Origin of the sequence: Terriglobus roseus DSM 18391, from assembly GCF_000265425.1 — a bacterium.
In the GTDB taxonomy this organism is placed as follows: domain Bacteria; phylum Acidobacteriota; class Terriglobia; order Terriglobales; family Acidobacteriaceae; genus Terriglobus; species Terriglobus roseus.
Genome location: NC_018014.1, coordinates 4,722,305 through 4,734,516, shown reverse-complemented (window position 1 = coordinate 4,734,516; position 12,212 = coordinate 4,722,305). Strand labels below are relative to the sequence as shown.

The following is a 12,212-nucleotide window of genomic DNA, read 5'->3' as shown; positions in this document are numbered from 1 at the left end:
TCCATCTGGGATAGTTAGGCTAATTATCCTTGACCGCAATACCCATCAGTTCAAATCGTGCACCAAACAGCAGCGTGCCACTGCCAAGGAACGCCCGCGGCGGCAGCGGACCGGCGAAGTACGTGCGATAAATCGCATTGAATGGCTCCCATAATGAAACATCCGAGCAGAAGACCTGCAGGGAGACAAGATCGTCCATCGTCATGTCCGCCATGGCCAGCACGCTTCGCAGATCTCGCAACACGGCGTGAGCCTCCGCTTCCACGGTGTCAGGAATGGTAGTTGTTCCGGGCACAAAGCCGATACGGCCTGAGAGGTACAGGGTCTTGCCGTCAATGAGTACAGCGTCGGCAAAGGGATAGTCGGGATTGCGTGCGAAGTACTCGCGGCTCACAGGGCACTCCTTGAAGCGGGATGCCTTTGAGTGTAGTGGAGCCGGTCAGTTCTTCTTCAGATCGTCGACCATCTTCAGAAAGACATCCGTCGTCCGCAGGTCGGCAAACTCCTTGTCATGCAGCAGCCGGTTGCGGTCGTTGAAGCCTTCGCCGATGGCTTTACGGAGATAGTCAAGAGCCATGGCGCGGCTGCCTGCCTGCGCGTAGGTCATAGCCATGTGATAGTGCAGCTCGCTGGCCGCGTCTGCCTTCGTGTTGGTCTGGATGCCGGTGTGCGCTGAGTGCTCCAGGATCTGCGGGTCGATCGCGAGCGCCTCCTTGTAGGCTGCGTCGCCCTTCTTGTACTTGTGCTCCGCGTAATAGAGCGCGCCCAGATTCTGCATGGTGTTTGCGGAGCTCGGCTTCAGCTTCAGCGACTTCTTATACATCTTCTCGGCACGGCTAAGATCGCCTTGGCTGTGGGCCAGCGTGCCCATATTGTTGTAAGCCTCGGCATACTTCGGATTGAGCTTCAGCGCGCCGTCGAAGCTTTGCCTTGCTCGTTCAAACATCAGCATGTGCTCACACGCCATGCCCAGCTTATTCAGGATGGGCGCGGTGGGAGTCAGTTGCTCGTACACATGGATTGCTGCCAGGTAACGACCGCGCGCCATCAGCAGATCACCGATACCTTCGCTCGGCGGCTGGACGAGCGCCGGATCGGCGATCGTTGGAGGCTTGATCTCGGTCGTTGCTACGGCTGTTTCGGTCGGGCCTGCTACCGAAGAAGCAGCCTGTTGAGCAAAGGCTGGAACAGTAGCGATAAGAAGGAGCAGTGCCGTTCTAATTGGGGGAAACATAACGCCTCTCCGGAAAACCAGAGCTGAGGACAGTTATAGTGCGCCGAACAGGACGCTTTTCGCAAGCGAATTCCACACCCGCGCCTGCGCAGTACGGCACCAGATCAGCGGAGAGCCTCATTGTGACTGCCCCGGCGAAGTTGCCACCGTTTTCACAATGCAGAACATCTGCCTTTCGGCAAAGTAAAAAGCCTCACCGCAAAGCCGAAGTGATTGAAGCGCGGTCGCTTATGGCGCGGCTGGGGTGTAAGCATAACCGCGCACGCATAGCATCCAACAGCTTCGAGGAGATTGACATGCCCTACCTGCAGACTAAGGACAAGACCGCGATTTACTACTACGACTGGGGAACCGGAACACCCGTCGTACTCATCCACGGCTGGCCACTCTCGTCCGCCAGCTGGGAGGCGCAGGCGCGCGTTCTGGCAGACAACGGCTATCGCGTCATCGCCTACGACCGCCGCGGCTTTGGACGCAGCGACTGGGCAGCGACAGGCTACGAATACAACACGCTGGCTTCCGACCTGAACGACCTCATGGAGGCGCTGGATCTACGGGGCGCCACGCTCGTAGGCTTTTCCATGGGCGGCGGCGAAGTTGCACGTTATCTCGCCACTTACGGCAGCACGCGCGTCGCCAAGGCAGTGCTCATCAGCGCTGTGACGCCCTACCTGCTCAAGACCGAAGACAATCCAGACGGCCTGCCGAAGGAGACCTTCGACGGCATCGTGGAGAAGCTCGAAAAGGATCGGCCGGACTTTCTCAAGACCTTCGGTAAGGCGTTCTACGGCGTCGGCTTGGTAAGTCATCCGGTCTCTGAGGCGTTCCTGGAGTTCTCGCAGGAGATGGCCCTGGCGGCATCGCCGATGGCGACGATCAAGCTTGTCCGTGCATGGAGCGAGACCGACTTCCGTGGCGACCTCGCCAAGATCACGATCCCGACTCTGATCATCCACGGCACTGGCGACAAGACGGTGCCGATCGACAACTCCGCACGTCGCGCAGTGTCTCTGCTCGCCAATGCGGAACTGATCGAGTACGACGGAGAGCCGCACGGCCTTAACGCCACCGCACCGCAGAAGCTGAATGACGACCTGCTCACCTTCCTGGGACGTCCGGCCGCCACGGCAGCTCTGTAAGTTCAGGACCGCAGTCTGATACAAGATGCCATGGGCTACAGGAGGCAGTTTCCTGTAGCCCGCGGCACCGACGTGACAAGGCATTAGCCTGAATACCTGATCGAGTCGTTAAATAATTTTGAGTGATTCTCGAAGTCGCGGGCATCTATACTGCGCGCAACATGCCCACAGTCACGTCAACAAAAAACACCAAAAAGCCTGCAGTCGACGGTGCGAATTCTGCCGTGGATGCGCTGATCGCGAAGGCCGCACCGTTTGCCCAACCCATTCTGCGCGAGTTGCGAGCGCTCGTACACGAAGCCGCACCAGACGCAGTCGAAGAAGTGAAGTGGAGCCGCCCATTCTTTTCGGTGAGCGGCGTTCTCGTCTGCCAGATGTCGGCATTCACGAAGCACTGTGGCTTTGGCTTCTGGTCGCCGGAGATGACAGCGCTGCTGAAGGCTGATGGCATCGAGGGCATGGATGCCTCCGGCTCGTTCGGCCGGATCACATCAATGGACGATCTGCCGCCACGCCCGCAAATGCTTGGTTACATACGGCATGCCGCCGACCTCGCTCGAACGGGCGCTGCGACCAGTCCCGTCGCCAGCCGGCCACGCACCTCCGCCAAGGCTCCCATCCCGGTCCCGCCGGAGTTCGCGGCACTGCTCGCAAAGTCAAAGGTCGCCTCCAGAAACTTCGAAGCGTTCCCGCCCAGTTGCAGGCGCGAGTATCTCGAATGGATCACGACCGCGAAGCGGTCGGAGACGCGTGAGCGTCGCATGCTGGAGGCCGTGGAACGCCTGGCCGCAGGACGTCGCTTCAACGAGGAGTATCAGCCGAAGCGGACCGCATCTTAACAGCGAATAAGCCACCATCAACGCCTGACAATTGCCAGCAGATCTGCGTCCAATCATCCATGCAATGGATCGCGATCGTATTTGCCTTGGTGGCGGGCGCAGCCAATCCCTTTCAATCAGGCAGCAATGCCGCGTTGAAGACCCAGCTCGCTCAGCCACTCTGGGCGACACTGTGGGTCTACGCGACCGGTCTGCTTGGCGTACTGCTGCTGCAGGCATTCCTGCGTGAGCCGCTGCCATCCTCTGCGCAGACATCGTCCGTGCCATGGTGGGCATGGACGGGCGGCCTGATCTCGATCATCGCGACCGTCGTTGGACTCATGCTCGCCCAGAAGCTCGGATCTGGAGTCTTTACCGGCATCAGCATCACGGCATCCGTCATCGTAAGTATTCTGCTCGATCACTTTGGATTGATCGGCATGAGGCCGCATACAGCGTCGCCCATGCGCCTCCTCGGTGGCGCCCTGATGGTGTGTGGCGTCTGGTTGGTCGCCAGGTTTTAAGCCTCGCTAGAAAGACAACGGCCCATTCTCCGAAGAGAACGGGCCGTCGCATCTTGATATTGACAGGGACGACCTAGTAAGGCCGACGTCCACCCATACGCGAGTGATCCCACCAGGCGCGGTAACCGCGATCAAATGCCTGACGATAAACGCGGCGCTCGGGTCCACGGTAGTTTCGATACTCGTCGCGATTATTTACATTTGGCCGACGACGATTATCGAAGTCACGCTGTGCTCCCTGCATTCCGTCGCGGAAGCCATTGCGCTGGATATCACGCGTGTAGTCGGACGGCGGAGCATCCCATCCACCCGGGCCTCCGGGCCCACCCGGTCTCTGTCCGTAGCCGGGGCCGCCTTGACCGTAGCCACCCTGGCCATAGCCAGCGCCCGGCGGCGGTCCCTGCGCAATCGTAACTGCCGGTACCAGGAACAGGCCGGCGCCAAGAACTACAGCGGCAAAACGGGCATTCATCTTCATCGAGCTCCCTCTCTTCCAACAACGGCTGCGTCGTTCTCCAGCAGCATTGGAAAGAACACTCCCTTGGAGGGAAGGTCGCGGTGTGATGTTGCCTGAAACGCATTATTCCGCGATGGCAACCATCACACCTTATTTATCACCAGACCTTGCACACATTCGCCTTCACCATGGGCGCAGTCTTCGGGCAGTTGAAGGCAGTAGCAAACTGCGGCAGATTCGTCACGATGCCGTTGATCCGCGCTTCACCAGGCGAGTGCGGGTCGGTCGCCGCACGCACACGCTGTTCCTCTGGCCGCTTGTTCTCGCAGGCCCACTGTGCAAACCCGATGAAGAACCGCTGATCCGGCGTGAAACCCTCAACTGGCGCCAGCCGCTGCAGCTTTGTTGCGTCTCGCCAGGCGAGGTATGCAATCAGCGTACCGCCAAGGTCCGCAACGTCTTCGCCGCTCGTCAGCTTGCTGTTGATGTGGATGTCATCGACGACCGTGTACGTCGCGAACTGGTCGCGCACGCAGTTGATGCGGTCTTCGAATCCCTTGGCATCATCCTTCGTCCACCAGTCACGCAGATTGCCCTTCGCGTCGAACTGGCGGCCCTCATCGTCGAAACCGTGCGTCAACTCGTGGCCGATCGTCGATCCCGTGTTGCCGTAGTTCACCGCTTCATCTTCCTTGGGGTCGTAGAGCGGTGGCTGCAACACGCCCGCTGGGAAGTTGATGTCGTTGTTCTGTGGATCGAAATACGCATTGACCGTGGGCGGCGTCATGCCCCACTCGTTGCGATCCATCGGCTTGCCAATCTTGCCGAACTCACGCCGGCTGGCGAAGTCATTCGCACGATGCAGGTCGCCGAAATAGTCGGTGCGATCAATTTTCAACGCGCTATAGTCGCGCCAAGTATCGGGATAGCCCACCTTGTTGCGAATGGTGCTCAACTTCTTCAGCGCCTCGGCCTTGGTCGCGGGGCTCATCCAATCCAGTTGCTCAATCTCCAGCTTCATCTGGTCTTCGATTCCCTTGGTCATCAGCAAGGTCTTCGCCTTGGTGTCGGCGGAGAAGGTGCGGCGGACAAACTCCTGTCCAAGAGCCTCACCCAGGAACCGATCGACCTGTGCGGTGCAGCGACGCCAACGCGGAGCCATCGTGGGCGTGCCGCGCAGATAGTGACTGTTGAATGCAAACTGCGCATCCTGCCAGGGCTTGCTCATCGCAGGCGCAGCATTGGTCAACGCGTGGAAGCGCTCATACGCCTGCAACGCTGGCAGCGAAGTCGTGGTCAGCACCGTCTGCAAAGCAGCGTTCAGAGCGGGCTGCTGAATGTTCATCGTCGTGAAGGTGGGCGCGCCAGAACGCTTGAAAAACTCAGTCCAGTCCACCGCGGGCACCTGCTTCTGCAGATCTGCCAGGGTCAACTTATGGAAGGTCTTGTACGGATCCCGCATGTCGACGCGCGATAGGGAAGCGGTGGCCAGCGCCGTCTCCAGCTTCAGAACAGCTTCCGCATCCGCCTTTGCCTGCGCGGCCGGTTCGCCGCTCATGCTGAGCAACTGAGCGATATAGGCAACATACTTCTGCCGGATCTCGACGCTCTTGGCATCGGTCTTCAGGTAGTAGTCGCGGTCGGGCAGGCCCAGGCCGCCGGCACTCTGCTCGGCAATGACCTTGTCCGAGTCTTCAGGATCCTGCGTCGATCCGGCATTGAAAAAGAACGATCCATCCACATCGGCGGCAAAGGCAGGAAGATCGCGCAGCAGCGCTTCGCGCGATTTGTAGCCGGCAATGCGCGTCAGCACAGGCTGGATCGGGGCGTCGCCACGCTTGTCGACCGCCGTCTCGTCGACGCACGCTGCGAAATAGTCGCCGATCTTCTGCTGGTTCGGATTGCGATCCTTCATGGCAGCGGCATCGCGCAGAATGCCCCACAAAAACTGCTGGTTGTCATAGCCCAGCTTGCCGTAGACGCTCCAGGAAGACTGGTCCGCCGGGATGGGATTGTTCTTCATCCAGCCGCCGCAACTGAACTGGTAGAAGTCCGTGCAGGGATTCACGCTGCGATCCAGATTGTTCACATTCAGCACAGGCGAGTAGGGCAGCTTCTCCAGCGGCACCTGGATCGCCGCGGCCGCCGGCGCAGGGGAAGCAGCGGGCGTCTGCGCCGCGATGGAAAGGGAAAGGGACGTTAAGGCAACGGCAGATACCGCCTGCAGAACATGACGCATGATTGACAACTCCAGAAGAAGAAAGCTTCCGCTGATCTGTTGTATCAAGTACGCACCACGCCGGAGGATGGCAGGCGGAATCTTACGTGCGCCAGCGAAGGTGTCGCCGCTAAGATGATGTCAGCGAGGTTCCGCTCATGTCACGTGTCGACAATAGCCCGGAGATAGAGATCGTCAGTATCCAAGTGCCGACTTCTTTGATGGAACGCATTCGTGCGCGGGTCAGGACCGGGGAGTTTCAGTCGCAGGAAGCTGCTGTGCTCCACGCAGTGGAAGAGCAAGAGCTGTGGAGTCAATTGCCCGTCGAGCCGCTTGGGTCGTTCGACGAAATGCTTGCGGGGATACCAGAACTGATTGACCGACTCGATCGAGGAGAGGAGGACACTCTCTCAGCAGAGGCCGTCCGTAATGACCTTGCAGCTCACCGGCGTTCCGCTCGGGGCGCATGAAGCGACACCGGGTAAGCTTCACGAAGTCCGCCAGCAACGACCTGCTTTCCATTTGGTCGTACATTGCGAAGCAGGACGGCCCCGATCGGGCAGATGCATTCACAGAAACAGTCGTAAGAGACTGCTTCACGCTTCAATTCGCTCCCGTGCGAGGTACTCCACGCGTGCCGGAAAGACCCGGAGTGCGTACGGTCGGCGCAGCAAAGGGGCGAGTCACGCTGATCTTCCGTGTGACACCAGAGTCGGTGCAGATCCTGCCAGTGCATTACGCAGGAAGAGACCATGGGTTTCGCTAGTCGCTATACGATCGCAGCCGTGCGGGCATGTCATCCCCGGTCAGGTCATGACCGCACTGAACGCAGAACACGTCCGTAATGTGGACGCCGCGGAAGCACTGACCGCACACCGGCTTCATTTGGAAACGGCACTGCGGGCAGAAATGGAAGCCGCTGGCGACCTCCGTCCGGCAAGACGGGCAACGAGTCATCATTGGCTGCCGCAGCAGGAAGTACACAATCGCGCCAATGCCGCCGGGCATCACCAGCACGATCAACATCCAGATGCCGGCACTCATGTTGCGGCGCTTCACGTCGCGGCTGATGTAGCCGATCAGCAGCACATAGCTCGCCAGCGCAGCGCCCCAGCTATAGCTGCCCACAACGTGCATCACCGGGTTGCGGTGCGGCATGGAGGCCTGCCGGCCCCAGAAGTTGAGCACCTGCACACCCGAAAAGACGACCAGCGACAGGATCACAGACCACAGCGGGATCATCTTCAGATCGCTGCTGCCATCTTCCACGTCCGGACGCGATTGCGGATCGGTCTCCCAGGCCATTAGCGCTGCACCTCATCGTTGCGATCCTGGTTGCGGCTTCGACGAAGCATCACGATCGCAGCCGTGATCACGGACAGGGGGAGAAACCACACCAGCACAATGCTGATGGAATTGCCTGCATCTCCGCCAAGCTCAAGAATTCGCTTACCAACGCCGTCCTGGAATTCAGCCAGGCCTTCATCGCCCAGGGACCACACAGCGGTTGCGATCAACAGCAGAATCGTCGAGCAGATCGCAAAAGGCACAATCAAATCGCGCACCGTGCGCTTGCGTGCCTGCATGGCGACCGCCCGCGCACGCACAATACGGTGCGTACGATTCACGACCGAGGCACGTGCATCGAATCCCTTTCGAGCTACGTGCTGGTCGTCTGATAGCGCCATGCTCAACAGAACCCTCCGGTGACAGCCGGTTTGCGACCCTGGTTCCGCTCGCGCCGCAGCTTTTCAAGCTGTGGCTTCAACGTCGCCAATCCGCGGTAGAGCCGCGATTTCACGGTCGACAGCGGAGCCCGCGTTACCGCGGCGATCTCTTCCAGAGCCATCTCCTCGTGGAAGCGTAGCACCAGCACCTCACGATAGCTGGCATGTAATTCCAGAAGTACGGCACTCACTTCGGCGGCGTCCTCGCGCGAGCAGAACTGCTCAAACGGCGAAGGTCCATCGATGGCGATCTCAAACGGCCGCTCGTCCTTGGTCGGATCCTGCAGTTCGTCCAGCGAAGCCATGGTGCGCTTGCGCGACAGATCGATGACCAGGTTGCGGGCGATGGTAAACAGCCAGGTATCGAACCGGGCCTTGCCGTTGTACTGGCCGCCACGCATCAGCACACGCATCCAGGTCTCCTGAAACAGGTCTTCCGCGACCTCGCGTTTGCCCGTCAGAAAGGTCAGGTAGCGCATCAGGCGGTGTTGATACGTCTCAATCAGGCGATCCAGCAGCTCCGGATCCTGGCGCTTCAATCCACGCGCAATGTCAGCGTTTTCCGCCTCATTCGCCTCGATCATGGCCGCCGTCATGGGCAGGGTCTGCACGCCCTTGTTGACGCGATGTTGTGCGGGAAAGACGCGGACAGCGAAAGATTTTTCTTCCAGCATGGTGTCGCCTCGAAATTCAAGTGCGTAGGGGGTCGCTGGCGCGATTATAGGAGCGGCTATCTGGCGCTGTGGGTAACGATTTGTAACAAGTAGACTTGATGGGTGGAGATCATCTTCGGCAAACTGCGCACACGCGTGGTCGACCGGTATTGCTCATGGAAATCATCTTTGGTGTACATCCCGTAACGGAAGCCGTCCGCATGAGGCCGGCCGATCTCGATCACGTCACCGTGCTGTCCGGGCCGCCCAACCCCCGCGTGGCCGCGCTGATGGACCTGTGCCGCTCAGAAAAGATCCGCGTCAGCTCGGCCAGCCGTGAGGAACTGCAACGGATGAGCCGCAGCGAGAATCATGGGGGAGCCGTCGCTTTCCTGCGCGAGCGCAAGGCGCTGACCATTGAAGACCTGCTGAAGCCCGTTGCGGCAAAGCGTTTCCTGCTGGCGCTGGACGGTGTCGAAGACCCGCACAACCTGGGTGCGCTGCTGCGGACGGCCGACGGTGCCGGCGTCGACGGCGTCCTGATCCCGGAACGTCGCTCCGCTCCCATCACTGGCGCCGTCGCCAAGGCCAGTGCGGGCGCAACGGAACACGTTCGCGTCGCAAAAGTCACCAACCTCGTCCGTTCGCTCGAAGACCTGAAAAAGCAGAACATCTGGATCATCGGTCTGGATGAACGCGGCACCATGGACTACGACCAGTTCGACTTCAACACCGATGTCGCTCTGGTACTCGGTCGCGAGGGCGCCGGGCTACACGACCTGACCAAGCGCACCTGCGATTTCCTGCTGCGGGTGCCCATGGCGGGTGCCGTGCCGTCGCTGAACGTGTCGGTCGCAGGCGCTGTCGTTATGTACGAGGCCGCTCGCCAGCGCCGCCGGGCCGCCGCACCGGCCGGTGCCGAAGCCGCACCCAAGCCGTCCAAGCCAAGGAAGGGCCTGGGCTCATAGCTCGGGTTCACTGGTGAAAATGTTCCATAGCAAGCCAAATCACGCCGTCTCGGGCGCCCCACGTCTCGATCCTGAGACATGGGTTCCCGCGTCGCAGATCGCACCTGTTGTTCGCAATAAGACTCCCCGCCCCCTCAGGCTGTGGGGCACCCGGATCTTCGGCGCGCTCGCACTTGCGACGGTGGCCTGCAGCGCTCAGCAGCAGAGTGCGCCCGCCGATCCGCAGCCACCTCTGCCCAAGGGCAAGGTGCTCTTTGAACGGCACGAACCGGCAGCCGCCCCGGACCCGGATCCAGCACAAACCGTGCCAACGCCCGAAACGGCGACACCGCAGCCGACCGGAAAGCCAGGCGTCTCCTCCAGCAATCGCAACCGCCGCACACTCAAGCGCCGGACAGACGCCCCAGACGAAACTGCAGCCCCCGCGCCGCCGGCCGTCGTGACCGAAGCCCCCGCCGAGACCGTCTCCAGCAGCAGCCCCCAGGCAGAAGAGATCGTCGTCACCGCAGCTGACCTCGCCGCGTCTGCCAAAGTCACAGCAGCCGAGCGCACCGCGCCGCAGATCGTAAGTACCTCTCTCGACCTCCACCTGAACTCCCACACCGTCGCGGTCGAGACCCGCGCGCAACTCGTCGTTCGCAACACCGGCACGACTGCCATGACGCGTCTGCCGCTCCGCGTCTCCGGCGCTTTGCACTGGGAGAGCGCCCGTGCGGGCAACACCCCGCTCGCACTCGAGCAGCACCACATCGCCGATGACCTCGATCACACTGGCGTTGGTACGGAGCTGCTTTTGACCTTGCCGGACCTGGTCGCGCCCGGTGCAACGGTAGCCCTCGACCTGTATTACGGCGGCACGATTAACGCCAGCACAGGCCGGCTGACCGCCATGGGCGCGCCCGAAGGCCGTGCCGCCCTCACCGACTGGGACACCGTTACAGACACCTTCACGGGCCTGCGCGGCATGGGCGATGTCCTCTGGTATCCGGTGACTGCGCCGGCGGCTTTGTTGCGGAATGGCGAGGCGGTCCCGCAGGCTGTTGCGGCTGCTCGGCTTGCGGATGCTGCGAGCAGTTTTCGGCTGGATTTGACCTTGGAATACACCGGAAACCGCCCCGAAGCGGCGTTTTTTTGCGGCCAGCGCGCGGTTTTGAATCGTCTCAGTGGCGCATCGCCCGATCCGACGGAAATGGGTGTGGTCACAGCGAGCTGGAACCGTAAAATTTTGGGGCCGCACACGCCATCCCTCTTTATCGGGCAGGGCGAGCCACACACCGCCGCCAACGGCCTCCTGCGCGTCGTGACCGACCGTGCGGACACGGTCGCAGCACTGGGCGAAGCCGCGACACGGCTGCGACCCATGATGTCGGAGTGGCTGGGCGCAGCGCCTCTCTCCTCGATCGATGTGCTCGACCTCCCGATTCCCGGCGCTGCTGGCTTCTCGGACGGCACACTTCTCGTTGCACACCTGGGAACGGCACCCGCGGCCGCGCTGGCCGCCACACTGGTGCAGCCCGTAGCTGCTGCGTGGATGCCGCCAAACCTGGAAGCCGCGTGGCTACGCGAGGGCATCCCTACCTTCCTGCAGACGGTCTGGACGGAACGATCCCAGGGCAGGGCAGTGGCCCTCCGCGGCCTCGCTGCCAACGCCGCAGGGCTGCAGGCGCAGGCTGCTCCGGTTGCAGAGCCGGTCTCGTCCTCGTCTCAGGATGCATTCACCACACAGGCGGTCCCGGCCCTTGCTGCCTGCGCCGACCCGGCATGTGCGCGCGACCGCGCCGCTTACGTCTTCGAGATGTTGCGCGGCATGCTCGGTGACGGCGGCCTGCAGCAGGCCATCTCGGGCTGGCGTCAGCGCCTTGCACCGTCGAATGGCCAAGGGCAAGCTGCGGACGCAACCTCTCTACACGCATCCGCGACCGAGACGAAGGACATGGAAGAGATGCTGCAGCAGGTCGCCGGCAAGCGAGACCTGGGGTGGTTCTTCCGGAGCTGGATCGACACGGGCCATACACTGCCTGACCTGAGTATCGTCACCATCGCGCCGCGCCGCGTCGAGCGGAATGCTCCGATCGATTACCTGCCGGCTCGAAAGGCGGTCGGCGGTCCCATCGGCGCAGAGCCGGTGCCGCAGGTCGGCGATCCGACCTATGAGGCGGAGCGCAAGCCCATCACGCCTGGCGACCGGATTGCACCCGCGATCGGATCCTGGCTGGTGGCGGTTGAAGTTCAGAATGCAGGCGATGCCGACGCGGAAGTTCCCGTGACTGTTCGCGCGGGCGACCTGATGAACACGCTACCGCTGCGCGTGCCGGCCCACGGCCGCGCGACCATCCGTGTGCCCTTTGAGGCGGATCCGCAGGAGGTTGTCGTCAATGACGGCTCCGTGCCGGAGCTTCGCGCTACAACGCACCGCCGAACGATCACGAGTCTTCCCGCACAACACTAACTCAGCGCGAAGCGGCCGCAGTGGC

The 12,212-nt window shown here is 61.5% G+C and carries 13 protein-coding genes; 6 read left to right on the top strand and 7 right to left on the bottom strand.

The genetic code is table 11. The features are described 5' to 3' along the window. Window positions 1-19 precede the first annotated feature (19 nt). Together TERRO_RS19575 and TERRO_RS19570 are read right to left on the bottom strand one after the other, a co-directional pair. The gene (locus TERRO_RS19575) at window positions 20-394 is read right to left on the bottom strand and encodes a RidA family protein (RefSeq protein WP_014787446.1); all 375 of its coding nucleotides are present in this window, start codon (window positions 392-394) and stop codon (window positions 20-22) included. Between the two features lie 45 nt (window positions 395-439). Further along, window positions 440-1,234, bottom strand: a complete 795-nt coding sequence (locus TERRO_RS19570; RefSeq protein ID WP_014787445.1) for a tetratricopeptide repeat protein — start codon at window positions 1,232-1,234, stop codon at window positions 440-442. Window positions 1,235-1,530: 296 nt separating this feature from the next. On the opposite strand from TERRO_RS19570, the gene TERRO_RS19565 reads away from it, so the two are divergent. The 3 genes from TERRO_RS19565 (at window position 1,531) to TERRO_RS19555 (ending at window position 3,715) form a co-directional block, all read left to right on the top strand. Beyond that, window positions 1,531-2,373: an alpha/beta fold hydrolase gene (locus TERRO_RS19565; protein WP_014787444.1), complete on the top strand. Its 843-nt coding sequence runs from the start codon at window positions 1,531-1,533 to the stop codon at window positions 2,371-2,373. Window positions 2,374-2,534: 161 nt separating this feature from the next. Then, window positions 2,535-3,212 carry a YdeI/OmpD-associated family protein gene (locus TERRO_RS19560; RefSeq protein ID WP_157178454.1) on the top strand — a complete coding sequence of 226 codons (678 nt, stop codon included), beginning with the start codon at window positions 2,535-2,537 and terminating at the stop codon, window positions 3,210-3,212. Between the two features lie 59 nt (window positions 3,213-3,271). Beyond that, the gene (locus TERRO_RS19555; protein WP_014787442.1) at window positions 3,272-3,715 is read left to right on the top strand and encodes a DMT family transporter; all 444 of its coding nucleotides are present in this window, start codon (window positions 3,272-3,274) and stop codon (window positions 3,713-3,715) included. A 73-nt stretch (window positions 3,716-3,788) separates the two neighbouring features. On the opposite strand, the gene TERRO_RS19550 is transcribed toward TERRO_RS19555, so the two are convergent. Beyond that, entirely contained in the window at window positions 3,789-4,193 is a 405-nt protein-coding gene (locus tag TERRO_RS19550) for a hypothetical protein (protein WP_014787441.1), read from the bottom strand. Between the two features lie 136 nt (window positions 4,194-4,329). Beyond that, complete coding sequence (locus TERRO_RS19545; RefSeq protein ID WP_014787440.1) at window positions 4,330-6,411, bottom strand: M13 family metallopeptidase; 2,082 nt, start codon at window positions 6,409-6,411, stop codon at window positions 4,330-4,332. Between the two features lie 445 nt (window positions 6,412-6,856). On the opposite strand from TERRO_RS19545, the gene TERRO_RS24020 reads away from it, so the two are divergent. Then, entirely contained in the window at window positions 6,857-7,156 is a 300-nt protein-coding gene (locus tag TERRO_RS24020; protein WP_014787438.1) for a type II toxin-antitoxin system RelE/ParE family toxin, read from the top strand. Here TERRO_RS24020 and TERRO_RS19530 read toward each other — a convergent pair. From TERRO_RS19530 to TERRO_RS19520, 3 genes are read right to left on the bottom strand one after another with little or no spacing between them, the layout of a single operon-like run. Continuing rightward, window positions 7,153-7,695 carry a zinc ribbon domain-containing protein gene (locus tag TERRO_RS19530; protein ID WP_014787437.1) on the bottom strand — a complete coding sequence of 181 codons (543 nt, stop codon included), beginning with the start codon at window positions 7,693-7,695 and terminating at the stop codon, window positions 7,153-7,155. The two genes, TERRO_RS24020 and TERRO_RS19530, sit on opposite strands and share 4 nt — an antisense overlap. After that, the gene (locus TERRO_RS19525) at window positions 7,695-8,078 is read right to left on the bottom strand and encodes a hypothetical protein (RefSeq protein ID WP_014787436.1); all 384 of its coding nucleotides are present in this window, start codon (window positions 8,076-8,078) and stop codon (window positions 7,695-7,697) included. Before TERRO_RS19525 ends, TERRO_RS19530 begins: the two co-directional genes overlap by 1 nt. Window positions 8,079-8,080: 2 nt before the next feature. Then, window positions 8,081-8,791 carry an RNA polymerase sigma factor gene (locus TERRO_RS19520; protein WP_014787435.1) on the bottom strand — a complete coding sequence of 237 codons (711 nt, stop codon included), beginning with the start codon at window positions 8,789-8,791 and terminating at the stop codon, window positions 8,081-8,083. 155 nt (window positions 8,792-8,946) lie between these two features. On the opposite strand from TERRO_RS19520, the gene rlmB reads away from it, so the two are divergent. Both rlmB and TERRO_RS19510 read left to right on the top strand, forming a co-directional pair. After that, window positions 8,947-9,738 (top strand): 23S rRNA (guanosine(2251)-2'-O)-methyltransferase RlmB, encoded by a 792-nt coding sequence (gene rlmB / locus TERRO_RS19515; RefSeq protein WP_014787434.1) that lies wholly within the window; start codon window positions 8,947-8,949, stop codon window positions 9,736-9,738. A 19-nt stretch (window positions 9,739-9,757) separates the two neighbouring features. Then, window positions 9,758-12,187: a gluzincin family metallopeptidase gene (locus tag TERRO_RS19510; RefSeq protein WP_014787433.1), complete on the top strand. Its 2,430-nt coding sequence runs from the start codon at window positions 9,758-9,760 to the stop codon at window positions 12,185-12,187. The last annotated feature ends 25 nt before the right edge of the window (window positions 12,188-12,212 follow it).